This window comes from Sediminibacillus terrae (assembly GCF_009602435.1).
Classification (GTDB): Bacteria; Bacillota; Bacilli; order Bacillales; family Amphibacillaceae; genus Sediminibacillus; species Sediminibacillus terrae.
Map to the genome: position 1 here is coordinate 359,323 of NZ_VZDQ01000011.1, position 25,577 is coordinate 384,899.

Annotated in this window: 30 protein-coding genes and 1 riboswitch; of the genes, 5 read left to right on the forward strand and 25 right to left on the reverse strand. The window is 43.1% G+C overall.

What is annotated here, in order from left to right; genetic code table 11:
* Nucleotides 1–8: 8 nt before the first annotated feature.
* The 8 genes from F6X55_RS04385 to F6X55_RS04420 form a co-directional block, all read right to left on the reverse strand.
* Complete coding sequence (locus tag F6X55_RS04385; RefSeq protein ID WP_026771626.1) at nt 9–1,487, reverse strand: aldehyde dehydrogenase family protein; 1,479 nt, start codon at nt 1,485–1,487, stop codon at nt 9–11.
* 338 nt (nt 1,488–1,825) lie between these two features.
* The gene (locus F6X55_RS04390) at nt 1,826–2,383 is read right to left on the reverse strand and encodes a TVP38/TMEM64 family protein (protein WP_153462117.1); all 558 of its coding nucleotides are present in this window, start codon (nt 2,381–2,383) and stop codon (nt 1,826–1,828) included.
* Nucleotides 2,384–2,556: 173 nt separating this feature from the next.
* Entirely contained in the window at nt 2,557–3,117 is a 561-nt protein-coding gene (locus tag F6X55_RS04395) for a GNAT family N-acetyltransferase (protein WP_153462118.1), read from the reverse strand.
* A gap of 15 nt (nt 3,118–3,132) precedes the next feature.
* Nucleotides 3,133–3,921: a nucleotidyltransferase domain-containing protein gene (locus F6X55_RS04400; protein WP_153462120.1), complete on the reverse strand. Its 789-nt coding sequence runs from the start codon at nt 3,919–3,921 to the stop codon at nt 3,133–3,135.
* Nucleotides 3,922–4,026: 105 nt separating this feature from the next.
* Nucleotides 4,027–4,560 (reverse strand): GNAT family N-acetyltransferase, encoded by a 534-nt coding sequence (locus F6X55_RS04405; RefSeq protein WP_153462122.1) that lies wholly within the window; start codon nt 4,558–4,560, stop codon nt 4,027–4,029.
* A 150-nt stretch (nt 4,561–4,710) separates the two neighbouring features.
* The gene (locus F6X55_RS04410; protein ID WP_051382082.1) at nt 4,711–5,550 is read right to left on the reverse strand and encodes a DUF2785 domain-containing protein; all 840 of its coding nucleotides are present in this window, start codon (nt 5,548–5,550) and stop codon (nt 4,711–4,713) included.
* 78 nt (nt 5,551–5,628) lie between these two features.
* Nucleotides 5,629–6,753 carry a radical SAM/CxCxxxxC motif protein YfkAB gene (yfkAB, locus tag F6X55_RS04415; protein WP_153462124.1) on the reverse strand — a complete coding sequence of 375 codons (1,125 nt, stop codon included), beginning with the start codon at nt 6,751–6,753 and terminating at the stop codon, nt 5,629–5,631.
* A gap of 108 nt (nt 6,754–6,861) precedes the next feature.
* Nucleotides 6,862–7,704 (reverse strand): LysR family transcriptional regulator, encoded by an 843-nt coding sequence (locus F6X55_RS04420; protein WP_153462126.1) that lies wholly within the window; start codon nt 7,702–7,704, stop codon nt 6,862–6,864.
* Nucleotides 7,705–7,825: 121 nt separating this feature from the next.
* On the opposite strand from F6X55_RS04420, the gene F6X55_RS04425 reads away from it, so the two are divergent.
* Both F6X55_RS04425 and F6X55_RS04430 read left to right on the forward strand, forming a co-directional pair.
* Complete coding sequence (locus tag F6X55_RS04425; protein WP_026771633.1) at nt 7,826–8,419, forward strand: NAD(P)H oxidoreductase; 594 nt, start codon at nt 7,826–7,828, stop codon at nt 8,417–8,419.
* Nucleotides 8,420–8,427: 8 nt separating this feature from the next.
* The gene (locus F6X55_RS04430; protein WP_202616112.1) at nt 8,428–8,973 is read left to right on the forward strand and encodes a flavodoxin family protein; all 546 of its coding nucleotides are present in this window, start codon (nt 8,428–8,430) and stop codon (nt 8,971–8,973) included.
* 315 nt (nt 8,974–9,288) lie between these two features.
* Here the strand turns inward: F6X55_RS04430 and F6X55_RS04435 are convergent, their stop codons facing one another.
* From F6X55_RS04435 to F6X55_RS04500, 14 genes are all read right to left on the reverse strand, one after another.
* Nucleotides 9,289–10,131, reverse strand: a complete 843-nt coding sequence (locus F6X55_RS04435; RefSeq protein ID WP_153462128.1) for a nucleotidyltransferase domain-containing protein — start codon at nt 10,129–10,131, stop codon at nt 9,289–9,291.
* 795 nt (nt 10,132–10,926) lie between these two features.
* Nucleotides 10,927–11,676, reverse strand: a complete 750-nt coding sequence (locus tag F6X55_RS04440) for an ABC transporter permease (RefSeq protein WP_153462129.1) — start codon at nt 11,674–11,676, stop codon at nt 10,927–10,929.
* Nucleotides 11,677–12,438, reverse strand: a complete 762-nt coding sequence (locus F6X55_RS04445) for an ABC transporter ATP-binding protein (RefSeq protein WP_026771636.1) — start codon at nt 12,436–12,438, stop codon at nt 11,677–11,679.
* 432 nt (nt 12,439–12,870) lie between these two features.
* Nucleotides 12,871–13,215 (reverse strand): DUF1048 domain-containing protein, encoded by a 345-nt coding sequence (locus tag F6X55_RS04450; RefSeq protein ID WP_026571692.1) that lies wholly within the window; start codon nt 13,213–13,215, stop codon nt 12,871–12,873.
* Nucleotide 13,216: 1 nt separating this feature from the next.
* Nucleotides 13,217–13,555 carry a PadR family transcriptional regulator gene (locus tag F6X55_RS04455; RefSeq protein ID WP_026571691.1) on the reverse strand — a complete coding sequence of 113 codons (339 nt, stop codon included), beginning with the start codon at nt 13,553–13,555 and terminating at the stop codon, nt 13,217–13,219.
* A 233-nt stretch (nt 13,556–13,788) separates the two neighbouring features.
* Nucleotides 13,789–14,550: a class I SAM-dependent methyltransferase gene (locus F6X55_RS04460; protein ID WP_153462130.1), complete on the reverse strand. Its 762-nt coding sequence runs from the start codon at nt 14,548–14,550 to the stop codon at nt 13,789–13,791.
* Between the two features lie 113 nt (nt 14,551–14,663).
* Nucleotides 14,664–15,353 (reverse strand): LrgB family protein, encoded by a 690-nt coding sequence (locus tag F6X55_RS04465; RefSeq protein ID WP_026571689.1) that lies wholly within the window; start codon nt 15,351–15,353, stop codon nt 14,664–14,666.
* Nucleotides 15,350–15,718 (reverse strand): CidA/LrgA family protein, encoded by a 369-nt coding sequence (locus F6X55_RS04470; RefSeq protein WP_026571688.1) that lies wholly within the window; start codon nt 15,716–15,718, stop codon nt 15,350–15,352. Before F6X55_RS04470 ends, F6X55_RS04465 begins: the two co-directional genes overlap by 4 nt.
* Nucleotides 15,719–15,831: 113 nt before the next feature.
* Nucleotides 15,832–16,716 (reverse strand): LysR family transcriptional regulator, encoded by an 885-nt coding sequence (locus F6X55_RS04475; RefSeq protein WP_153462131.1) that lies wholly within the window; start codon nt 16,714–16,716, stop codon nt 15,832–15,834.
* A 225-nt stretch (nt 16,717–16,941) separates the two neighbouring features.
* Nucleotides 16,942–17,925: a ring-cleaving dioxygenase gene (locus F6X55_RS04480; RefSeq protein ID WP_026571686.1), complete on the reverse strand. Its 984-nt coding sequence runs from the start codon at nt 17,923–17,925 to the stop codon at nt 16,942–16,944.
* Nucleotides 17,926–18,084: 159 nt separating this feature from the next.
* Entirely contained in the window at nt 18,085–18,747 is a 663-nt protein-coding gene (locus F6X55_RS04485) for a VC0807 family protein (protein ID WP_026771640.1), read from the reverse strand.
* 179 nt (nt 18,748–18,926) lie between these two features.
* Nucleotides 18,927–19,343 carry a GNAT family N-acetyltransferase gene (locus tag F6X55_RS04490; RefSeq protein WP_026771641.1) on the reverse strand — a complete coding sequence of 139 codons (417 nt, stop codon included), beginning with the start codon at nt 19,341–19,343 and terminating at the stop codon, nt 18,927–18,929.
* A gap of 12 nt (nt 19,344–19,355) precedes the next feature.
* A complete protein-coding gene (locus tag F6X55_RS04495; RefSeq protein WP_153462132.1) occupies nt 19,356–19,796 on the reverse strand; it encodes a VOC family protein in 441 nt (146 codons plus the stop codon).
* 15 nt (nt 19,797–19,811) lie between these two features.
* Entirely contained in the window at nt 19,812–20,846 is a 1,035-nt protein-coding gene (locus tag F6X55_RS04500) for a S66 family peptidase (protein WP_153462133.1), read from the reverse strand.
* A 187-nt stretch (nt 20,847–21,033) separates the two neighbouring features.
* Here F6X55_RS04500 and F6X55_RS04505 point away from each other — a divergent pair, with 187 nt between their 5' ends.
* Nucleotides 21,034–21,729, forward strand: a complete 696-nt coding sequence (locus F6X55_RS04505) for a YetF domain-containing protein (RefSeq protein WP_153462134.1) — start codon at nt 21,034–21,036, stop codon at nt 21,727–21,729.
* Between the two features lie 61 nt (nt 21,730–21,790).
* On the opposite strand, the gene queE is transcribed toward F6X55_RS04505, so the two are convergent.
* From queE to queC, 3 genes are read right to left on the reverse strand one after another with little or no spacing between them, the layout of a single operon-like run.
* A complete protein-coding gene (queE, locus tag F6X55_RS04510) occupies nt 21,791–22,522 on the reverse strand; it encodes a 7-carboxy-7-deazaguanine synthase QueE (RefSeq protein WP_153462400.1) in 732 nt (243 codons plus the stop codon).
* Complete coding sequence (queD, locus tag F6X55_RS04515; RefSeq protein ID WP_153462135.1) at nt 22,512–22,988, reverse strand: 6-carboxytetrahydropterin synthase QueD; 477 nt, start codon at nt 22,986–22,988, stop codon at nt 22,512–22,514. Before queD ends, queE begins: the two co-directional genes overlap by 11 nt.
* A complete protein-coding gene (queC, locus tag F6X55_RS04520) occupies nt 22,988–23,653 on the reverse strand; it encodes a 7-cyano-7-deazaguanine synthase QueC (protein WP_026571678.1) in 666 nt (221 codons plus the stop codon). The genes queD and queC overlap by 1 nt, the downstream gene beginning before the upstream one ends.
* Before the next feature lie 153 nt (nt 23,654–23,806).
* Nucleotides 23,807–23,851: riboswitch (PreQ1 riboswitch) on the reverse strand.
* A gap of 114 nt (nt 23,852–23,965) precedes the next feature.
* On the opposite strand from queC, the gene F6X55_RS04525 reads away from it, so the two are divergent.
* Together F6X55_RS04525 and F6X55_RS04530 are read left to right on the forward strand one after the other, a co-directional pair.
* Entirely contained in the window at nt 23,966–24,718 is a 753-nt protein-coding gene (locus F6X55_RS04525) for an AAA family ATPase (protein WP_026771645.1), read from the forward strand.
* Nucleotides 24,719–24,799: 81 nt separating this feature from the next.
* On the forward strand, nt 24,800–25,114 hold the full coding sequence (locus F6X55_RS04530; RefSeq protein ID WP_153462136.1) for a DUF3889 domain-containing protein: 315 nt from the start codon (nt 24,800–24,802) through the stop codon (nt 25,112–25,114).
* The last annotated feature ends 463 nt before the right edge of the window (nt 25,115–25,577 follow it).

The window sequence follows — 25,577 nt, forward strand, 5'->3', positions numbered from 1 at the left end:
CTTCCTCCTTATTCGGGAATATATGGGAGATCGCGTTGATCGGGTATATTTATCACATGGGTATCAGTATAGGCAAGAATCCCTTCCTTGCCATATTCCCGCCCCATTCCAGATTGTTTGACACCGCCAAATGGAAAGCGGACATCGAGCCCCTGCACCGCTGCAGTATTTATCATGGTGGTTCCTGCCTGAATATGCTTGGCTATTTCCACGGCATGCTCTTCTTCTCCCCAAACCGAACTGGTCAGCCCAAAAATACTATCATTCGCCAACTTGATTGCATGCTGATCATCTTCGAACGGCAATATAGGCACTGTCGGTCCAAATTGCTCTTCTACCACAATCGGATCATCATATCCGGCTCCCAGAACGACAGTTGGCTGCATAAAGTATCCTTTTTCATATAGATCTTGATCGAGAATCTTGCCAAGCTTGACTACTTTGGCACCTTTGTTTTTAGCATCGTCCACCAGACTTTGGACAAACTCCATCTGTTTTTTGTTATTTACCGATCCAATCGTCGTATCCTTGCCAAATGGGTCCCCTACCCGTACCCATCTATTGGCTGCTTCGATATATTTCTCTACAAATTGTTCGTAGATGGACTGGTCAACATATACCCGCTTGGCTATCATACATATTTGCCCGGCGGTAAGGAAGTTGGAGATTACAAGACGCCGCATTGCTTTCTCATCATTGACATCAAAATCCTTCAATACAATCGCGGCATCATTACCGCCCAGTTCCAACGTCATGTGCTTGATGGTATCGGCAGCAGCTTTCATGATGTGCTTCGCCGTTTCTGTTCCGCCAGTAAAGGCTATCTTGGCAACTTTAGGATTGGAAGTTAGCTCTACCCCAACATCGGACTCTCCATGGACTAAGTTCAGAACACCCGGCGGAAATGCATCAGCGATGATTTCGGTTACCACGCTGACAGCGAGCGGGGCCAATGGACTGGGTTTTAGCACCATGGTGTTACCGGCCAACAGAGCGGGGGCTATTTTAATAGTGGAAAGGGATATGGGATAATTCCACGGCGAAATGGCGGAAACAACACCAATCGCATCTTTGGCGATAATCGTTTTACCACCATCGTGGTTTTGGACTTCATTTTTCAGTACCTCCGCCACGTTTTCACAAGCAAACTCCATCCAAGCAAGCGAAACCCCTATTTCACCTTTAGAATCATATAACGGTTTGCCGTGCTCACGACTCAACAATTCAGCTATCTCCGGTGTACGGTCTTTTATATTCTGAATCGCTGTCTGCATCCGCTTGATCCGATCCTGCATTTCCGACTCTGCCCAGACTGGAAAAGCATCATGGGCAGCATCAATTGCCCGGATTGTATCCTCCCGTGTATTGACCGGAGCATAACCGACTACTTCATCTGGTCTTGCCGGATTTTCACGTGGTGCCTGTTTTTCAGCTTTGAATTTTTCCCCATTAATAATTGCATCAATGACAATCTGCTTCTCGGTCATTCTTTAAACACTTCCTTCCGAGGGAATCAAAAGATAAGCTTAGTATTCTCAACAACCTCTTAGTCATACACACTTTTCAACCGTCTGATCAGACGATATAAAAAGAAGCGTTTTGTATATGACCAGTTTGAACTGTCAGCTTTTCAACTGATCTCTGATCATATCAACCGGATGAAATGCATTTTGGCTGGTTCTCTGTCCCGATCCGAATGTCATCCATCCGATGAAGAGCATTTGTCTCTTCTTCTGCCTTCATCCGATTCTCATTAAAACGGTTGATAAAAGGATATGATCCATAAGTCAACAACCCATGGACCATATCCTTCCTTGTCAGTAAACTAACTGTTACTGCTCTCGATATTCATTTGATGAATCCTGCCTAAAAGCGTATAGACAGCAGCTAATATAATCATGAATAAACCGACTACATACCAAGGAAACTCCGTGATTGCCTCCCCAAAAGCTGTATATAACACGGCAGGTAAGATAACTCCTAAAGCTGAATAATACATATAGCTTTTAAAGCCGTTCGTCATTTCCATCAAATACAACGACAATAAATGAAAATGCACAAACGGCATGACCCGAAGAACCATCACCTGACTTACCGTAATCGTCCGATCAGGAAGAATCTTGCTTTTCAATCGGGCCACCCCTTCCCGAAAACGCGGAAATCTACTGACCAATTTATAAAAAACGAGACTCATCAACGATAAACCAATAAAAGACAATACGGCTCCTTCTACAAATCCAAACAACACACCACCGGCAATGCATACAACGATCACCGGTAAAAACAAAAAGGGCCTGAGCAAATGAATAAGAATAAATAGTGCGGGAGCCAGCCACCCTGCCCCTTCTATCAAGGATTGAATGGAGTCATTGAAATTATCCATGCACATCCTCCTCTCTTGCAAAATACAAGTACTATAGCATTTTATAAGAAATGGCCCGGATTGTAAAAGATGTGTGGTTGGGTATTCAAGGACAAGAAATGTTCGCAATACCATTTTATGTTGTTTTTCTCAGATGGTCACGACGTTTGGTTAGAGAAGAACCGAAGAATGTATCAATTGTTTTGGTGTTTCTGTTTCTTCCAATCTTCCAAAAGCAATCCATAAACAATATGGTCGACGTATTCTCCCTGTAGTAATTCAGCTTGACGAATCTTCCCTTCCTGGGTGAAACCCAGTTTTTCCGGTAGAGCTCTGCTTTTTTTGTTTTCCTCTGCCGCTCTTATTTCCACCCGGTTCAACTGCCAAGTTTCAAAAGCGTGCTGGACCATTGCCCGACAAGCTTTGGTCATCAATCCTTTTCCCTCGAATCCATCTCCAATCCAGTAGCCGATACTTGTTGTGCGGTTATGCCAATTAACGAAATGGAAACCGATTACACCGCCGATCTTATCTTGATGCCAAATCCCTGCCTGAAAACCATTGTTCTCGCTCAATTGCAGGAGCGAAGATTTGATAAATGCCTCGGTGTCTTCTTGTCTCCTGTTATTTCCGATTAACGGAAGCCATTTTTTCAATCGTTCCATGGAATTCCAGGTCAGCAAGAACAATTCAGAAGCGTCTTCTGGCTCCAGCATTTTTAAATATGATTGTTCGTCAAGAGAATATGTAAACATTTTTTCCGCTCTCCTTTACATCTTATTAGATTGGAAGTCCCACGTTTCTTCGGAAATCATTGTCACCAGTAGACGCTTCGCATGAGGAGCAGAACTCAATTGTTGCGTCAGCCATTGCTGGTGGTCCCGCAATAGCTGGACAACCTGCACCGCTGCCAGGGAATGCTTATCCGGGGTGATAGATTGAAAGAAGTTCCGCATTTCGGCTGTTATTTCAGCAGGAAGCGAGTTTTCGACAGCTTTCAATCCCAGCTGTGCCCGGTTCGGGGAATAGTGATGCAGCAAAACTCTGGCAAGATGGACAGCAACATGGCGTAACATTTCTACCGCCCATAAATCATTCTCCCGCAAAGCTGTTTTGCGGTATTGCAATAAAAACCAGGCAACATCGATCACCTCATCCAAAAACTCATCCTGCGACAAGGTCAAATGCTGTTTTGAAACATACTTTTCCATCCGTTGTTCTGGATCATACAATACCTGGAAATAATCTTTATCAATGTACGTCTCTTCCGTGACTGTGAACAAATCAACATGCAGTAAATCTTCATATACTGCAATAATTTGTGGGGCGATGATAAATATATCATCATAAAACAGTAACGAACCATATGATTGCAAATAATCGAGACGACGTTCCAAGAAAGTTTGCTTGTCCGATTCTTCCACAAGACAGTAAAGATCAATGTCCGAGTTTTCATCATGTTCTCCTCTACCGATCGAGCCCTTGACGAACACTGCCCGGACAAGCGGATCCGCTTGCAAGCTTGCAGCTATCTTCTCTAATGCCTGCTCTTGAATCAAGTTTTCTTCCTCCCTTTTAAAAGTAAATATTACGCCATTATATTACCTGGCAAAAGGGATGGCAAGTTTTTTTTAAGGCGGGGACCCGTTCAACTCCAATTACAGTTAAAATCTGGATAGCTGTTCATTGCCCATCAATGTCAATGAAGGAGCGGTTTCCATTGGACGAATTGCGGATTTGATCACTTCCCAGCCCCTTGATTCATACAGACTTTTGGCAGCATGATTATCGACCTGAGTTGTCAGGAGCGACACAGCATGACGTGACTCTTTAAGTAGAGCATCATGAAGCTTGCTGCCGATTTTCATTCTTTGAAATGCAGGATCGACAGCAAGTTCGACAAATTCAAAACAATCGTCCAGCCATTTTTTCTTTTCTCCCTCATCCAAAAAGCGCTCGATTTTGCTACGGTAGAATTGTCCAGGCATCGACGTATAGCCATAGGCCATCCCGACAATCTTCCCACTCTCATCCAATGCTTTTATTGCCTTGAAGCCTGGATAACATGCATGCTTTCGAATCCTCTCTTTCATTATTTCCTGATGTTGTTCTGGGTTTTTGGGATGATGAACATTACAATAGACAGCTGTCACCTCCTCCAAGTCTTCCTCTATATTGGCTACCTTCAAGATTTTCACGCTTTCCCCTCCACTATTATTCTATGAGTGATTGGTAATGATTTTTCTGATCTTGCTGATATTTCCCATGGTTTCTCTTTGTAGAGGACCTGAGTGCTGCGCTACTCTCCTTGCTTGCTACTGGTCCTAAAAAACTCAATGAACTGAACATCAACTATAGTAAGGCAGGCTTATTCGAAAAATCGCATTCCTGATGTTTTCTTGTAACCTCGGATGTTTTTGTTTATAGATGAGGCGAAAATATAAACTTCTTAAAAATTGCTTTATATTTTCCCTCCGGATAAATTGCTGCTGACTCCCAACATGAAAGCTGGCCTCTAGCTCCTCTGTAACAAAGGAGATTTCCCGGAGTACAGCTTCTTCGCAAAATCCTCGATCAAGCATGGACGTGACTGGAATAGCCATCCGCTCGTCCTCTTCAAAACCATAACTTCCAATCGAAGTGCCCATCACCCGAATAACAGCTTCAAATATCTCTTGATAGCAGGACTCGAGGCCAGGCTGTTGGACCAGTTCATCGATGGCGTCAGCCGCATGGGCAATACTATGAGCCCACCCTTTATCTTCCACCAGGCCTCTGATGTCCTTTTCTTCCTTCAAATACCTCAGCAAAGCTTCTTTTACTGTCAACAGTTGCTTTGCATCCAGAAAACCAGTGTGCAAGTTTTTATGTAATAGAGCCGCGATGATCAGGGAAGAAAACGATCTGGTAAACACCGAGTCGTCTTTTCTCCCGCCGATTTGATAAAACAGATGCTGCTCATCGATACATTTTGCTAAAATGACGGTCAGCTTCCCGTTAGAATAGTCACCGTTCAGAATCAGCCGACTGAAAACAGGATAAATAAGCTCATCACGTAGAACCGGATCGGTGACTCCGATGCGGGAAAGCATCTCATTTGTCAGCAGATCCAGTTCTTCTACTTCAAGTTGGTGTTCTTTGTTTTCTTTAATCTGCCTTAATCTATTAGTAAATCGTTCTGCATCCATGCCTCGGCCACCTTTTTTCCTCTGTTTTTTATAAATCGTTAAATCGAAGAGCAGGAACGTTTGCTCCTGCTCTTTGATTCACCTGCTAATGTTTGCTTGCTTTTGTTGAAAATCGGTTGTTGGATAGTATGTATTTTTCACCAACACATTCGGACCTAGGCACTTCACTGCCGGACAATGACAATTCAGTGATTTAGCTGTTTTCGTCTCCATCCACCGCTGGTAAGACTCTTGTAACGGTACCGTTTGAATATTTCCAAGGGGCGGTTCATCGCCAAAGTCCGTCACCGTCACTTCACCGGTGAAAATACTGACGTTGAGTCTTGAACGCCCATCCGGATCGTTCCGCACTGAGACGTTCCTGGCTGCATATAGCTGCTGTTGCAATTCCAACTCTTCGGGTGAAGAACTGCATGGATAGAACGGAAGTGTTCCAAACAGCATCCAAATGTCTTCATTCCGGTGTGCAAGCAGTCGGCGAATAGCCGTTCTTATTTGTTCCAAACTCAATGTTTCCAGTTTTTCAGCAAAATCGACAGGATACATAGGATGTATCTCGTGCCGTGTGCAGCCCATTTCCTGTACATGATCATGGATTCTCTCCAGATAGGGAAAAGTCCTGCCGTTCAGCATGGTTTCGGCGGAAACCATGACGCCCTCTTTCGAAAGGCGCTGGGCATTTTCCACCATCCGCGCAAAGTACTTCTTACGATTTTCCATCGACGGCTTTCGTTCCATCCGAGCAAACCCGGTTTCCGCGAATTCTTCCTCCGTCCCCCAGTTATGGGAAATATGGAGAACATCCAAATAAGGGGTGATTTCCTCGTAGCGTCCGTAAGGTAAAGTCAAATTCGAATTAATTTGTGTTTTCACACCGCGGGCGTTGGCATATTGAAGCAAGGGCAGAACATAATTCCTTACCGACTTCTTGGACATCATCGGCTCTCCCCCGGTTATGCTGATCGCCCGTAAATGTGGAATTTCATCCAAACGCCGAAAAATCAAGTCCATCGGAAGTGCTTCCGGATCGCGATCTCGCAAGGCATAACCCACGGCACAATGATTGCAGCGCATGTTGCATAATGTAGTGGTTGTAAATTCCACATTGGATAGCACCATTTCACCATGTTCCTCTACATCCAAGTACGCCTCCCACGGATCATTGGACGGTGTCATTTTATCAGCGATTAAATTAGCGTTCATTTATGTAACTTCCTTTCGGTTGTTCAAATAATAATCTTTTCTATCGTAACATATGAAGCATTTTATGAAGAAAGAAGTTTACAAGAATCTTCTCCTTCTGTTGTCTAATTAGTCTGACAGCAATGACAGGAATGCCTGTAAATTGCGAGAACGCCACTTGTCTTTGTGAACAGCGGTATAAATCCCGATTTCATTTCCGGTGCTTATCGGGACTGTTGCCAGATCACCGTTCGCCACTGCATCCTTCACTGTAAAAGAAGGCAACATGGCTTTTCCCAATCCACTCAACACACCTTGTTTGATTGCTTCGATACTCGGCAGTTCTATTCTTGCATATCCCCCCTCATTTTTCAGATAGTCCTCGATCAATGGCCTCCAGCTGCATGTATACTCCGTCACCAGCATGGTTTCGGCTATACGCGGGGCAGACTGTTTTGCAGGTCCAACAAGGATAAGGCGATCCTCTTTGACTTTCTCAACCGTTAAATCCTTGGGCTGCCAATCAGGTGTATCGACCAGAATCGCCGCATCGATGTCCCCTTTTTTTAATTGGCCGGAAAGATTTTCGTAATCGATTGATTTGAGCGTCAACTCCACCAGGGGATACTGCTCCATGAATCGCCGGATTTTACTTGGCAGCCAATAAATCATCAGTGATTCACTTGCTCCGATGGATAAGGGCCCTGCTGGTTGGTCGCCTTCCTGAATGATTCGTTTGGCTTTGGCGTACAACTTGATGATGTCAGCGGCATATGGCAAAAATCGCCTGCCGGTCTCGGTAAGGGTGATCGTCTTTCCCATCCGATCAAATAAAGGATACCCGAGTTCTTCTTCTAATGATTTGATATGGGCGGTGATCGAGGATTGAGCATACCCCAAATCATCCGCTGCTTTTTTGAATCCTCCTTTTTCCACGATGGTTTCAAAAGTCACGAGGTGACGCAATTCCAATCCAATCCCTCCCCATTATCGTTTTTATTGATCAGAACAATCTAAAACTTCAATTTTACTGAACTTACACTCTATTATAGACTGGTTCTGAGGAACATTTCAACGGAAGGAGTGATCATTCATGAAGGTGTTGACATTTGTCACACATCCACGGACAAATTCTTTAACCTTTGCAACTGCAGAGAAATTCATGGAAGGCCTAAAAGACGCAGGACATGAGGCAGATATGCTCGATTTATACCGTAGCGGTTTCAAGCCATTAGTGGAAGAAAAAGATGAGCCTGACTGGAACAATTCCATCCAACACTTCTCCCATCAAACAGCAGCAGAAATGGAACGCCTGAAACAATATGATGGCTTGGCGTTTATTTTCCCTTTATGGTGGTGGAACATGCCGGCTTTGATGAAAGGGTATATCGACCGCGTTTGGAATTATGGTTTTGCGTACGGAGGGAATAAACTTCCGCACGATCGCGTTCTATGGCTCACTCTTGCTGGTGCTCCTCCTGAACGATTCAGTAAAAGGAAGTACGATTCCATGATGCGTCGTTATTTCAATATAGGACTTGCCGATTACTGCGGCATCGAACATTCTCACTTCGTGTTGTTTTATCGAACCATCAACCCGTCGCAAATCCATGTGGATATGCTGCTTGGAAAAGCTTATCAGTTGGGAAAACAATACACATTACTTTCAGATGAAAAGGAGAGTTGATCATGAGTATCTTGACTTTGCATGGCAGTTCACGAAAAGGTGGGAATAGTGATTTCCTGGTCGAAGAGGCGTTGGATGGTGTTGACCATACGTCCATGCATCTGCTTGATTATCAAATGGATCCTATTATTGACGAGCGTCATACGGAGGAAGGCTTTACAGCTGTCGAGGACGACTATGAAAGGATCCTCAAGGAATTTCTGGAGCACGACATCATTGTCTTTGCCACGCCATTATACTGGTTTGGTATGTCCGGACAAATGAAAATCTTTTTTGACCGCTGGAGCCAGTACATGCGCGATCCCCGTTTCCGTTTTAAAGAATTGGTAAAACAGAAAAAAGCGTATGTCATCATAACAGGTAATTCACCTGATCCTAAAATTTCAGCGCTTCCCTTGATTCAACAATTCAAAGCGATTTTTGATTACGTCGGTATGGAGTTTTCCGATTATATCATCGGCCAGGCAAACAAGCCAGATGAAATAAAATTCGATTCCTACGCAATGGCCAAAGCCGATTTATGGAGTCAGCAGTTTAAACAATTAAGAAGTTAAAAGTCTAGACCGGTTTGATTAAAATAGTTGCAATCCCGTCGAGAAAGCTACCATCACAGGGAAATACTTTTCAATCACTTTACGTTACAGTGATGAAATTGCCTGTTGTTTGATGGGTGCTTCGTATCGAAACGGCAAGATACTACGAATTCCATGCGTACGGCTCCCACTTCCTCAGAAGGCAAAAGATGCTTTCCTGCGGGATTTTCAGCTCGTGCCGGTACTTTTGGAACCTCTGTATCTTGCCTTCGCTACGTTTTCATCGTCTTTTTGTTATGGAAGGGTTGAACGGCTTCCTTTTTTAGAGAACGTTATTTAAAGTGGTAGATGTATTTCATGCGTCGGGTTATAAACGGCAAGCCATTTTTTCGTTTCCGCCTTTATCCAACTTCCAAAATGATGCAAGAATTTCAATACTTCTTCTGATTCTGATAAAGGGTTGATTGCATACCAAAGTGCTGTTCTCATCTCCGGTTCTTTTTCAGGATAATGCTTAGAGAACAGTTTATAGGCTGGGAACAGGTCCCTTGTGTAGGACTGTTCTTGAACAATGACAAGCGCAGCGCCAGCCCTCACAATAATTCTCATGATCCATGAACAACAATCCTTAATGTCCTCAATGTCTTCATTTCCCATTAAATCATCCTTCGCTCTATCAATTAAAGTTGTTAAGTGAATAAGGTGTTCATTCGCCAAAGAACTATCGGGTTTATAATCAGGGAGCTTACTTATCAGATTTTCGCCATACACACAGATACTATAGGTTTTTAGAATAAACGGGATCATGGAGCAATATGTTGACTCCTCAACATCACTTAAAGGATAAAACCCTAATTCTACACCGTTTATAAAACGGAAGCTTTGATCGATGAATTGTTCGGTCTCCTCCACCCAATCAAGGTCAATCTCTTCAGTATCAGAATAGGTGACGACTATTACGTCGACATCTGATATACCTTCAATCTCTAACCCTCTTGGCACAGATCCTCTTATATAAATACTGTGAATTTCCTTTGGTAAAACGGAAAGACAGCTTTCCTTTATTAGTCGGATTACTTCACGAAATTTATTGTTGATATTTCGGTGATCTGACTGGTTCATGATATAGCCTTTGTCGTCTAAAGGGCATAATGATCCTATTTCTTTGATTTCTGTCATACTTACAAGCCTCCAGAAATTTTTATATCAATTCAATCTCTTTGATTATTGCTTCCCTAAAGTTTAATTAAAGGGAAGCTTCGACCAGTAAGGTATTACTATATGTTAATGTTCGATAAATGAAAACTCTTCCATATTTCATGAGTCGACCAAAAGCACTATAGGTGTTAAGAAATAGGAATAAGTCAATAAATACTGTGATTAAAAACACTCAACTTTCTTTAGCTTTAATTGTACAAAAATGGAGATTATTACAAGGATATTAAAAATCGCAATAGCTGTGAACCAAACTTCAAAAGTTCTATTTGGGTCTGGCGAAGCGATATTATATACTGCTCCCAACCCAATTACTGTTGCCGCTAATAATAGTAAAAAATATGTATCAAAATGACCGCAAATGTAAAGAACAATTTCCCCCACTTCATATAAGGGAAACTGACCTGCAATGTTTAAGAACAATCTTTAATAAACTCTCCATTTATTTTAACATAACATTGCAAAAGCATTGACCTGCATTGTTGTATGAAAATCAACATAGCAAATAGCATAAATAAATCGTGGACAACTGCCACTGTCAGTATGTTAATAAAGTTCTTGCGATTTTGTAAAGCCTGATTCAGTGGTATATCCAATAATCGTTTATTTATGGGGAGAATCAGCGACCTAATCATATCCGATTTGGTCGCTGATTAATATACTATTTTGTATTTTTCTCCGTCGGAAAGAGAACTACTTAATCGTTGATCCGTACTATTTATATCAATCTTTTTTGTTTTGAACTTTTTTCTAATACGCTTACCCTAACTGGCGCTGAAATACTTTACTGGCTATCAAATAAGCGAGGACCATGATTCCAACGCACCAGGCAAGCGCAGTCCAGATACCATTTCCGACAGTGCCTTCATACATGAGGGCACGAATGGAATTCACAATGGAAGTGACGGGCTGGTTTTCAGCGAACACACGAACTGCCTTGGGCATGGTATCGGTGGGAACGAAAGCCGAACTGATGAACGGCAGGAAAATCAGCGGGTAGGAATATGCTGTCGCGCCTTCCATAGATTGTGCAGTCAATCCGGGAATGATTGCAAGCCAAGTCAGTGCCAATGTAAACAGTCCGAGTATACCAACTATCGCTATCCAATCCACCATATCAGCATTTGAACGGAACCCCATTATGAGCGCGACCAGGAAAACCATTACTAACGTAAGTGCATTGGAAACAAGCGAAGTCAAAACGTGAGCCCACAGTACCGACGAACGCTTGATAGGCATAGTGATGAAACGTGCCATCAGTCCGCTTTTCACATCCGTAAATAGCCGTAAGGAAGTGTACGCAACCCCGGATGCGATAGTGATCAGCAAGATTCCCGGCAATAAATAATTGACATAGTTATCCGTTCCTGTCTCAATAGCTCCACCAAATACATAGACAAAAAGAAGCAGCAGCATAATCGGTGTAATGGCAACCGTAATGATGGTATCCGGGCTGCGCATGATATTTCGCATTAATCGTCCCATTAAGACCCCTGTTTTCCTTTTCATTTACTTCTCCTCCTTTTTGCCAATGATCGTAAGGAAAATTTCCTCTAATGTCGGCTGCTTCTCGATGTATTCCACTTTCACTGGCGGGAACATCTCTTTTAGTTCGTTAAGGGTTCCGGTTGTGATGATTTTACCGCCATGAAGGATGGCGAGACGGTCTGCCAGTTGTTCGGCTTCCTCCAGATACTGGGTTGTCAGCAATATGGTCGTGCCATTGTCGGCAAGCTCTTTGACTTTATCCCAGACTTCCATCCGTGCTTCGGGGTCGAGCCCCGTGGTCGGTTCGTCGAGAAAAATGACTGCCGGAGTTCCGATCAAACTCATGGCGATGTCAAGCCTGCGCTTCATTCCACCAGAATATTTGTCTGCGCGTTGGTTGGCAGCCTCGGTCAGGTTGAATTTCGCAAGCAGATTGTCGGTGACTTGAGCGGGATTAGATACTCCCCGCAATCTGGCAATCATTATCATATTTTCCCGTCCTGTTTGCATGCCATCTAAAGCAGCAAATTGTCCTGTCAGGCTGATGGCTTGGCGAACATTGTCCGGTTCCCGCTGAACATCAAAACCGCAAATGCTTACTTTGCCTCCATCTGGCTTCATCAGTGTCGAGAGAATGTTGATCGCCGTCGTCTTGCCGGCTCCGTTTGAACCTAGCAGAGCGAAAATTTCACCACGTTTCACCTCAAATTCGACTCCCTTTAATACTTGCTTGTCTTTAAAGGATTTTTTTAATCCTTTTACCGTAATGGCTGTATTGTTCATTTTAGTTTTCCTCCTTATAAAAAGTGCCTGTAAGCCGCTTCCGAAATCCTGAGTTTAGGGCATTCTGCCTGATAATCTAGAGGATTGTTCTCCTTAGACAAAGAACGTTCGATCAGTGAAGGGCCTTGCAGAGCTCGGTTCTAGATAATTCATTCTACTTAATGTCACTGGTATTCAGTATCACTTACTACCAATTTAAAAATGAAACTGAATAGGAAAGTTGGCAACAGAACTTTTGTTACCAGCTATTCAGTCAGAGTGATCTAATGAACTTCGTTTTCAATTTTGCATACTGTAATTGAAATTTTCATGGTGCTTAGCCGATGTCTTTAGCGCGTACCACCAGTTCACCGACAAATGATTTATGCGGAGCGAAAGCGAATGTTATTTTCAGACTGGCTATGTGAAATGGCAGCGAGAATCAATCTCATTTCACCTATCATTGCGCCCGATTGTCTCATTTAACTTCGTACGATATTTGTCCTGCCAGGTTTTCGAATCCTTCACTAGTTCATCACAAAAAGCAGCCACGTCTTCTCCCGTGAGGTCGGTTACTTTCTTGCCATCCGCAGCCCCTTCCTCGAAAAGGTCGAGAATGCCGTGAAAAATTCGGCTAGTTTCCTTCCAATCGGTGAGACCACCAGAGGTCCACATATATTTTTGAATAGCTTTGTATGCTTGATGATACTCATTTGGAAGTGCCTTTGCTCGAGCCTCCATCGCCTTCCATTCCCGCTTTTCTTCCAGATTCCCGATAATTTTTTCAAAAAAATTCATTTTACCTTCTCCTTTTGATTTCTTTCGTTTTGAGCTCATTCATTTTGTCCGAAATAAATTCCCATCTTTCCCAAAAATTTTCAAGGCGTTCTTGGCCCGCTGCATTCAGTGTATAAAATTTTCTCGGCGGTCCCACAGTGGATTGTTTTTTCTCTATATCCACCAGATTGTTTTTTTCAAGCCGTATGGTTATGGTATATACTGTACCTTCAACTACATCAGTAAAGCCAAGTTCCCGTAGCTGTTGTGTGATTTCATAACCATATGTTTCTCCACGGCTGATGATTTCAAGCACACAACCCTCGAGCACCCCTTTCAGCAATTCTGTTATTTTTTCCACCTTCATCACCCATTTGTATTATTCAGTATTCTGTATCACCGGTAATAAGCGTTACTTACTACTGGTATATAGTATTACATAATAGCTGTCCTTGTCAAACTTTTTTCTTCTGAAAATGCTTAACAAGGAAGTTCATAGAATCTTGTTGAGGAATTATATCTCTCCAGGAAAAATACAAAGCAGGCAGTCCCACCCAATGGTCTGCCTGCTTCAACCCAACTCCGTTTATGTAATTATTTTTTCACGGCTTTTATTATCATCGCAGCAGGAAACCGTTGTGCCTTATACAAGGAATAATAACCGTCAGACTGCTCTGCTTTTACATCTTTCAGATCGGCTGGAACATCGCTTTCTATCACGCGTTCGATAGTAAATCCAGCAGTGATCAAGGCGTTGAGATACGTGCTCATCTTCCGTCGCTGAAATGCCATGGGTTTCTTTTCCCCTTTGAAATTATCGAATTGCAGCATGCCTTCCTCCTGATAAGAGGCGTCCAAATAAAAACGTCCATCCTCACTTTTCATATGGGGATATAAAGGGTGGTCCCAACTGAATATAAAGGAGCCTCCTACTTTCAGATACGAATAAATCAATTGAAAGGTTGCGGGTAGATCTGTCGTCCAGCCGATTGCATAAATCGAATAAACGTAGTCAAAATATGCTTTGGGCAGACCGATATCCGTTTCCATAGGTGCACAGAACAAGTGAGTCAGATGATCCTGCAGGGTAATTTCCGCAAGCTCTTTTTGTTCTTCTGAAAAATCAACACCCCATAACTCTGCTGCACCTTTTTCTGCCATATATTTTAGTGAATGACCACTCCCAAAACCAATATCCAGTACCTTTTTGCCGGCTATCTCCCCGAATAACTGTAATTCTTCCTCGGACTGTGCGTATGGTCCATATCCCGGCAACGCATCCTGTCCGTTAAAATGGTGTGCCACGGCATTCCAACCGGACCTGTTTTTTTCCAATAGCTCTTCTGTCAATTTCATCGCCTCCATTCCCTTGTAATTCCATGGGAAGCAATAAAATCCCTCTAAAATTTCAAAAAAGCAAGCTGCTTTTGCCGCTTTAGGTTTTCAAAAAAAGCTGACCTGCATTCAGGTCAGCCGATAAATGAAACAAGCATGGGTATCAAAAATTTCCCCCATAATACAGTTAAACTGGCGGCGAAAATCATCGCCAATGTCGAAAACGTTGCAGCTTGCTCGCCATATTCCATTGCTTTATTGGTTCCGACGCCGTGCGCACTCGTACCTAACGCCAGGCCTTTAGCTATCGTCGATTTTATCGAAAAGCGCTTGATCACAGCTGGTCCGATAATCCCGCCGATAATACCGGTGAGAATGACAAAAACGGTTGTCAAGGTAGGAATACCGCCAATATCTTTTGAAACCTCGATGGCAATTGGCGTGGTAATCGACCTTGGCAGTACACTGACCAGAAATTGATTGTTCAAGTGCATAAGCAAGGAAAGCAAGAAAGAAGAAAATATTGCAACGAGCGTACCGATGGTAATGCTGGTCACGATTGTACCGATATATTTTTTCAATACTGGTAAATGCTTGTAAATGGGAATAGCAAATGCAACGGTTGCCGGTCCCAGCATATGTGTGAGCAGACTTGCGCTGTCTAAATATTGATCGGCAGACACATGCAGCAAACTGATTAAAACAATAATCAAAATCGGGCTCAACAGCAATGGGTGAAAAATTGGCAGCGGGATGCGTTTATATCCTGCCTTCGCCAACATATATAACAAACTGGTTACAAAAATAAAAAAGATGATACTCATTGGGTATCACGCTCTTTCCGGATCATGATTTTATCTGCAATAAAGGCGGTAGTGCCCATGACAATAAAAGTACTTATCCCGATGATCAACACGGTGCTGAAGCCTTGCCAGCTAAGCATTTCATCATAATTAACAATTCCGACCGCAGACGGTACGAAGAACAATAACAATTCAGCTATCAGCCAATTTCCGCCCTGCTCGACCCATTCCAGCTTAACCATCTTCAGGCAGAGGGCCAAAAACAACAGCAGAAGTCCGATCATCGAAGCTGGTATCGGAATCGGAATAAGTGCTTTGACACCAGCTCCCAAAAACAGAAACAAGTGAATGAAGACAATTTGGAAAAGAATCGTAATGATTTTCAAAGCCTATCCCTCCCAACTCCTTTACCTAAGCTTTAAAATTCGATTAATCTCATCTTACTACCGTTGCCTTCATTCGTAAAATACATATAAATTATATAACGCATAACTTTTAGTTATACACGATCATGCGTTTGTTGGATAAAATCAATGAAAGTCCTGCCTGCGTAAGAAATATACTTATCTTTCTTGGTGATGACGGCGAGATTCCAAGGTATCTTCGGGTTCACCTCCAAAATATGCAATCCGCTGTTTCTCACTTTGTTACAGATCGAATCAGGCAAAATCGTTATCCCGAGATTGGCGGCGACCATTTCCGCCATCAAATCCCATTGGGAGCTTTTAAACAAAATATCCGGATGATAACCAGCCTGAATGAACTTTTCCAGAATAATATCGTGCAGTGCAAAATCTTCATGATAAAAAATAAACTCTTCTTCCTTCAGTTCCAATAAGTCAATCGATTTCCGATTGGCAAAACGATGCTCCTCCGGCACGACAACATTCATTTTTTCCTCCACAATCGGATAGATGTTAAATATTTCGTCATCTACCGGCAAAACAGCGACCGCCAAATCGAGTTCGCCCTCATCGACACTTTTTACAACCTTGGCACCGCCATACTCCGTGATGGTGATTTTAATGTTCGGGTATTTTTTATGAAAGGCAGATAACACATTCGGGAAAAACAAGCTGCCAATGATCGGAGGCAGTCCGATATGTATGGCACCACGCTCCAATTGCGTCAAGTCATTCAATATGGTTGTCATGTCATCCAATTGTCCTTCAATCTTCCTCGCATATTCTCTTACCACCATACCGGCATCCGTCAGTTCACTCGTTTTATTGGATCGGACGATCAACGTCATCCCCAATTCATCCTCGAGTCCCTTGATCATTTTACTCAATGCCGGTTGTGAAATATGGAGAGATTCCGCCGCTTTAGTGATGCTTTGTTGTTTTGCCACCTCTAAAAAGTAATGCAATTGGCGTAATTCCATCCTGGCACCTCCTGTCGCTTGTATGCACCCATCGTCATTTTATCAAACCCTTGCAGAATTCAAGAAAAACATGCTCAATTCAAAAACTCCACCCGTTTTTCATTCACAGTTATAAGGAATTTGGGCAGACTTGCTGAAATTGACAGAGGGAAGGTTAATGGAATTACCAATAAAACAACAGACACTAGCATTGGAAAAAACTCCATACAAGTGTCTGCTGTTTCGCTATTCGTATTCTTTTTCAATACTTTTCGTACTTCTGACCGTATCGATCGGCCGAACCGCATTTTCGATTTGGGCTCGTTTCGATTCGAGAAACGGCGGCAGGGAAAGCTTTTCCCCCAGTGTTTCATATGGTTCATCCCCCATGAAACCTGGACCATCGGTTGCAAGCTCAAACAGAATCTGTGGTGCCACCCTTGTGTATAAGGATTTAAAGAAGAAACGGTCAACATACCCAGAGGTTTGGAAACCAAATCTTCGATACCATTGATCCCACTCTTCTAACTCATTCCGATCCTCGATACGGAAAGCGGCATGATGGACGGTGCCAAATCCTTGTCGCGCTTGGGGTAGCACTTTGTTGTGTTCCACTATGACTTGTGCGCCATTCCCTCCTTCACCCACTTCAAATAAATGGAAGGATCCTTCCTGATCGATTTCGTTAAAGACCAAAACTTTTTCCATCATTTCTTTAAAATACTCGAAATTCGCAATCCGAACAAATATCGGACCCAGTCCTGTGATGGCATATTCCAATGGAATCGGACCTTGCTGCCAAGGGGTGCCCGATGCCACCCCTTCATTTTGTTCATCAGAAATCAGTTGGTAATGCTGGTCGTCAAAGTCGACGAACGACAATGTTTTCTTGCCGAACTGCTCTTTGATGCCTGTATGTTTTACTTCCAGACGATCAAATCGTGCCACCCAATAGTCCAGAGCAGCGTCAGTCGGAACACGAAAGGATGTTTTGAAGATTTCATTGGTTCCATGCTCGCCTTTCGGTATCCCTGGAAAATCGAAAAACGTCATATCTGTACCCGGGTTTCCTGTATCATCCGCAAAAAACAAATGATAAGTTTGGATATCATCCTGATTGACTGTTTTTTTCACCAACCGCATTCCAAGCACATAAGTGAAAAATTCATAGTTCTTCTCCGCACTGCTTGTAATGGCTGTTACGTGATGAATTCCTTTCAACTGGTTCATCTCAATTCCTCCATATATTTAGTTCACGAACCGCCTCAGACGGTCTTAGCTATTCCCGGCGGCTAATGTCTCAATCATATTGGTATTTTCTTCATAATATCTTTAATTCAAGATAAATGTAACATGCGCTTGTTTTTCGTGTCAATGTATGCAGCTTCCTCAAACAGAACGTGCTCTCTTCTCCTCTATTTCCTGTTCCGCTTTCTTGATTAAATCTGGCGCTGTATAGATAACTTTTCCGATATAAAAAATACCCACGATGGTAAATCCGGTCATCAGCCAGCTGAATGCCTGACGAAGGATGATTCCTTTCTCGAATGCTTCCACCCCGTACTCCATAATCAACATGGTCTTCACTGCAGCGAGGACACCACTCCTCAATGCAAAAACGAAAGTAATCAGCTGAAAAATCCGAAACAGCCGTTTCTGATAGTAAAAACATTTACTAAACCTTCGATCATATCCCTGCAGTTCGGCAAAATCTAATCCAAAATAAAGGGTGATCGGTTTTTTGATTATGATGGACCCGAGAAAAAACAAACCCATCGCTGCAGTATAAAAGACTTTGTTCCAAAGTAACTGCAGGGAAGAGCCTGCTAGGATATCGATCAGCGTCTCGATCATCAGTGTAACCAAAATAAAGACACCGAAAAAGTTGATTCGTTTCAACTCGTAAAAGCGATATACACTATACACAATCCCCGGCACAGAGGAAAGCAGCATGGCATAATAATCACCGATGAAATCACGGACAAAATGCCAAATAAATAAAGGAAATAAGGCATAAATGATAATGTCGAGCAAAACAATATTCTTCTTCATACAGACCCCCGCTTGACGAAAATAAACTATATATATCTTCATCTCCCAACAGGGTTAGGTTCCCCCTGGAAGTATGCTGTCCTACAGCATTATGTCTTTCCTTCAAGCTGTTTTTGTCAGTAGAAACGGAAACTTTCCTTAAGTCGAAAAAAGAAGGCCGATAATCAGCCTTCCAACTTTCAAAGTCTTTTTTGCAAAAAGTATTGGTTGAATCCTTGTGGATGGTCTTCCAGCACCCCGAATACCCGATACCCCTGTTTTTGATAAAATTCCGGCGCCTGGAAGCTAAACGTATCGAGGAAAATCAAACGACATCGTTTCTCCACTGCAAGTTTTTCTGCCTGTTTCAGTAACTGCGCCCCATACCCTTTGGCACGATGGTATTCATCCACCCAAAGAAAATCTATATGCAGGTGTTGCCAATACATCGTCCCGGTGATGCCTCCGATGATATCACCATTATCTGATGAAACCAGAAAGCAAATATTCTCCTTCGGTGTTTTCAAATGATCGGGCAGCTGGCTCATATTATGTTCAATTAATTTTTCCCGGATGTATTCTTTATCAGACTGATTATATGTTCTCTCTATTTTCACTGATTACTCCCCTTATTTCATTATCAGCATGTCTTGTTCATCAAATTCCCAGTTTTCCCCATAGGCAACTTCCCAATAAAATCCATTAGGATCCTGAAAATAACCGCTATAACCACCCCAGAACACTGTTTGCGGTTGTTTGACGATGGTGGCTCCAGCTCTAGCTGCCATAGCGAAGACCTCATCGACTTCTTGTTTTGATTTTCCATTGTACGCCAGGCTGATTGCAGATCCTCCTGATTTCAATGCTGGCGGCTCTTGTTCATTGATGTCCGCAGCCAACTGTTCCAGAGGAAAAAGCGATATTTTCGTGCCGCGATTATTGAAGAAAATGACTTCCGGGTTCGATTCCTCCCCATAGACAAGGACCTCGAAACCAAGACCTTCACGATAGAAGTGCAAGGATTCCACCATATCTTTGACTCCAAGCGTTACCAAATTCAAACGATTCATTCTCTATTCCCTCCTTTACTCTTTCACGCCACTTTCCAAGATAGAAAAAGCCAAGTTTTCACAATCAATCTCCGCCCTGGCACCATAGGGGAGGACGAACTTCGGTTCAGTATGTCCGAAATTCAAGTTATATAGAATAGGTAAATCGGTATGATTGTACTCCTCCATCACTTGCCTGATGACTGATTTATATTCCTCATAATAGGTCTCGTCCATCGGTTTTCCGAATACAATCCCGTTTGCCACATCCAGAATTCCCTGCGCAGCATAATTGCGCAGCCAATACTTTATAAATTCAGGCTCCGGTTTGTCTTCCGATGTTTCAAAAAACAATATGCTGTCTTCCCAATATTCTTTGTCCGGCCACAGAGGGGTCTGTTTTGCGAATTCCAAAACATCTATACAGCCGCCGATTAGCCGTCCTTGAACGCACCCTTTTCCCTGTAAAAGTTCATAACCTTTGTCAGGACGCAGGTTTCTTCGTTTGTGTTTATTTTCTTCTGTCCATTCCAGGCGTTCACTGGTCCACTGCTTTGCCGGTTTAATTTCACCGATTGGCTCGGTATCAAAAAGGGTACGTCTGATATGCTCCACTGTGTAAGTGTCCATTTCCACGTTTTCAGCGAAATCCGTCATAATTGCCGGTCCGTAAAAAGATGACACACCAGCTTTGTGACAAAACAAATGCGCAATGGTCACATCGGAATATCCCAGCAAAATTTTCGGATTTTGACGAATCACTTCAAAATCTATGTAAGGCAGCAGCCTGATACTGTCATCCCCGCCGATATTCGCAATAACCGCTTTAATGGAAGAATCCCGAAAAGCGGCCATGATGTCTTCCGCACGGGCTTCGGGATGCTCATAAAGATACGCTGCCCCTTTCAGACTGTGCGGCATTGCCACCACTTCCAGACCGAATACATCAGCAAGCCGCCCGATTCCCTGCTGATACCTCCAGCGCAATTCAGGTTCTCCTGCCCCTCCCCAAGAAGGGCTTATCGTAGCTACCCGGTCACCGGGCTTTAGTCTTTTTGGTTTGATTAACATGTTGGACCACCTCTCCCCTACACTCTACTGAAATTATTCGATTTAACGACTAAAAATCCTTTTTTCTTCCTTTTAAGCTTTTAAGGAATATATCAAACCTCTTAAATTTGGCGAGCCATAGAATAGTTTTTTTGCATGAGGCAAATAACTAAGAACAGAAATTTGAAAAGAAAAAGGATGGTTGGGTATGGATACAATGGAACTAATACTTCGGATTTCCATCGGCTTTTTGGTTCTGTTTGTCATGACTAGAGTGATGGGCAGAAAAGAAATCAGCCAGATGACCTTCTTCAATTTTGTTTCGGCCATCGCAGTCGGTTCCATAACGGCGAATCTTGTCGCTAATCAAAACTTCAGCGTTCGGAACGGCGTTATAGCTTTAGTAGGCTGGACGGCCTATACGCTGGTGATGGATATGATCGATATCAAGTCAAAAAAAGCCAGAAAAGTAGTAACCGGCAGTCCGATCACTGTCGTCAAAGAGGGAAAAATCATCGAAGATGCCATGCAACAAAGCAGACTGGACCTGGATTCATTAAAAGCGATGCTAAGACAGAAAAATGTATTTTCTTTAAAGGACGTCGACTATGCCATCTTTGAAACAAACGGAAAACTTTCTGTCATGAAAAAACAAGACAAACAATCCGTAAACAAAAAAGATATGAACGTTGGCAGTCAACAAACCACTTATCCCATGGCTACTGAAGTTGTTACAGACGGAAGAATTCTTTCCAATAACCTGTCTAAGCTGAATTTGGACAACAAATGGCTGGAGCAGCAGCTTCAGCAGGCCGGCGTCGATTCTGTCGAAGATGTCTTTTATGCCGAGGTGCAACAGGATGGAACACTCTTTATTGACAGTAAAGATAACTTATTGCATTAAAAAAAACAAGAACCGCTTCATGAGAGGTATACTAAAGCGGTTCTTGCAAGTTATGAACATTTTATACGCCGCGCTTGTTTCCCCACACAAGGGCATGCACCTGCGGAAGTACACGAACCCGGTTAAGTGTTTCTGATTGCATGACCCGGTCGATCAACCACTCATACTTTTCCAGCAGTTTACTCGTCAGGCATGAAGGATCTGTTTCCGCTAAGTCGTCGTTGCCGACTTGCAGATAGAAGACTGTTTGTGGGTACCGTTGATGTACTTTTGAAGCATAATGCAAATCCGCCTCATCAAAAACAACCACTTTCAAACTGGCATGGGGAGACCTCCCATTGTCAGCCAGCTTGCTCAAAATGTTGTCGAGCGTTTGCCAGTTCGTTTTCATCCCGGAACTGGGCGGTTTAGGAGAGATGGTCAAATCATCTATATCGATAAACCAATCCTGCCAGCGACTGCCCTGTGTTTCCAGAGCAACTTCCACCTCTTTGCCATGCAGCATATCAATCAGTTCTCCAAGATGCTGCAACAATGCCGGGTTTCCTCCAGAAATCGTCACATGGTCAAACCTGCTGCCGCCAGTTGCCTTCAGTTCTTCGATAATGTCGCCAGCCGTCATTAACCTGATATCATCCTTGGCGCTTCCGTCCCATGTAAAAGCTGAATCACACCAGGAACAACCGTAATCACATCCTGCTGTTCTAACAAACATCGTTTTTCTGCCGACCACCATTCCCTCCCCTTGGATGGTAGGACCGAAAATCTCCAAAACAGGGAACTTATTCACTATCCATCCACTCCCTTCGCGCTTCGGCAAAGCTTGTGGGAGTTTCATACAATTTAACATACTCGAGCCGAAGACTTACGTTTTCATGCCTGGTCAAACCTGCTTCCATTTGCCGGTAAATCCAGACCACCATATTCTCTGCTGTCGTATTCATTGCCGGCAGCATCTCATTTAAATACCGATGGTCCAAATAAACTTCTATTTTTTCTTTCCATATGTTTTTTATATCTCCAAAATCGAGGACGAGCCCGATATCATCGGTATAGCCGCTGATACCGAAAATGACTCGATAAGTATGACCGTGCAGATTTTTACACTTTCCCTCATAGCAATGTAAATGGTGAGCAGCATCGAAAGTGAACTCCTTGCTTACCAGCACCCGTTTCCGGTGGTACTTCAACTGTTCTTTTTTTATATCTTCACCAAGCTTCTCCAACTTCTCTACGATGGTGAAACCGAAACCCTCCATTACTCCAGTGCCCCTTCCCGCTTCGCTATGTAAGAATCCAACCCGGCACGGCGCAGCTTGCAGGCCGGGCATTCTCCGCAGCCATCCGCCCGTATGCCGTGGTAACAGGTCAAGGTGTTTTTCCGGATATACTCAAACGCGCCAAGCTTATCGGCAAGCTCCCACGTTTCTGCTTTGTCCAGCCACATCAAGGGGGTGTGTATGACAAACTGGTCATCCATCGACAAATTAAGGGTGACATTAAGTGATTTGACGAACACATCCCTGCAGTCTGGATAGCCGCTGAAGTCCGTTTCGCATACCCCTGTCACAACATGCTTAGCGCCAACTTGTTTAGCCATGATCGCAGCAAACGACAAGAACAACAGGTTACGACCGGGTACAAATGTTGACGGCAGTCCACCCTCTTCTGCTTCTGTCACATCGATCTCTGCTCTTGTCAGCGCATTAGGGGCAAGCTGATTCAATAAAGCCATGTCCAGAACCGTATGCTTGATACCAAGATCAGAAGCAATATCTCTGGCAATCTCGATTTCTTCGTGATGTCGTTGATTGTAGTCAAACGTCACCGTTTCTACCTCATCAAACCTTTCCCTTGCCCAAAATAAACATGTGGTACTGTCCTGACCACCGCTGAACACAACTACCGCTTTGTTTTTTCCCATAAAAAAATTCCCCTTTCCGAATTGAAACGAGAATCCTATCTACACATTGAGTTGAATCGTTCCCTGTCAAGGAATACGGAAATGCAGGCATCCCCGCCCTTTCAGGTAAGCAAAAAACGAACATAAAAAAAACTATACCTAAGAAAGTATAGTCATTCCTTAGTTTTTTATAGAGGGTGTAGCTAGAACCTCTTATTATTTAGTTGCCTCCTCATCATAACACGCTTAGTGTAAAACAAAAAGCAACTTTTTGATTACGAAATTGGCAGAAAAATGTACAATAGAAAACAGGAAATAAAGGAGTCGGTGACAATGAAATTAACCAATTCGACCCAGTTTATTAAATCTGTTACATGGAATGGCGAAAGGATTCCCGCCACCAATAGATTTCCTTTTCATTTACCTGCTATCCGTTCCCTGGAAGAAGTCGGTTTTCATCCAGCGATCACCTTCTTGGTAGGAGAAAACGGTATGGGTAAATCAACCTTATTGGAAGCTGTAGCAATAGCATATGGATTTAATCCTGAAGGTGGCACCCTTCATTTCAACTTTTCCAGCTATGATTCCCATTCTGAACTTGATCGCTATATCCGATTGGTAAAAGGAGTAAAGCGGCCAACTGACAGTTTTTTCTTCCGTGCAGAAACGTTCTATAATGTTGCGAGCAATATTGAAGAAATGGACAAAGGACCGGGAGGAGGAAAAGTCATTGATGGATTTGGCGGTCGTTCCCTGCATAAGCAGTCTCATGGCGAGTCCTTTTTTGCAGCATTCCTTCACCGTTTCCGCGGAAACGGCTTGTATATTCTAGATGAGCCGGAGGCTGCGCTGTCACCATTACGACAGATGTCCATGCTCGCTCGTATTCATGAGTTAATCGAACAGGGTTCACAATTTATCATTTCCACGCATTCTCCGATATTGATGGCCTATCCCGGGGCGAAAATCCTTCAATTAAGCGAATCGGGAATGGAAGACATTGGTTTGGAGGACACCAGCCATTATACAATCATGAAACAGTTTTTTGAGGATAAAGACCGGCTCTTGCATCATTTATTCAAGTAATCTGGATAACGAGCGGGGAAAATGAATAACTTGACAGATGAAGCGAAAAATAAAGCAAAAGATGATTGGAGTTGAAAAACCATGTTGCAAAAACAAGCCGTAAACGTTTCCCTTGCATTTGCTGTCATTTTCCTAACGTTCCCTATGATTGCACTCTCCCAACCCGAATACGCCCAGTGGGGAAATATTGCCTTAGAAGATGCTAAAGCACAGTATCCAGATTATAATGCAACTGATTATGCCTATCAGGGAAAAGTTTTTATTTCTGATGAAAGGGAGCAATTTAACTTTCTTATTACACTTGAAGGGGAAGAAACCAAAGAAGTACGTGTTTATGTCCTGGTAAATCCCAAAACTGAGCAATTGATTGATGTTTACTTCGATGAGATTGAATAAATCCGGTCCATGTTTTTATTATGAAAACTTCGGGTTGGAAAATGTACCTGTTCGGAACAATCATCACTCTTTCATGGCTTCCATCAGTTTGCTTCAAGAGAATAGAAGAGCCTGGGACAAAAGCATCGTGACTAAAATGAAAACCGAACGATCCATCATTCGTTCGGTTTTTTTGATGAGCAAAAAGCAAAACATTCGATGCTATGAAAAGTGCAGTTTTCCATTCCGGCAAGGTACTTCGCTTTCCGCGGGCACGGCTTCAGCTAACTTGGCAAAGAATATCGTTTTGCCAAGTGGATCTTCAGCTCGCGCTCATCCCGCTGGAGTCTACGTACCTTGCCTCCGTTGGATGGAGATACCTTCTTCTGGTGTGTTTTCCGTTTTGCCTCATACCGTTACGGATAGAAAGCGAAGCCGCATGGATACCAGGAGTACTTCTTTATCTTTATTATGCTATTGTCCC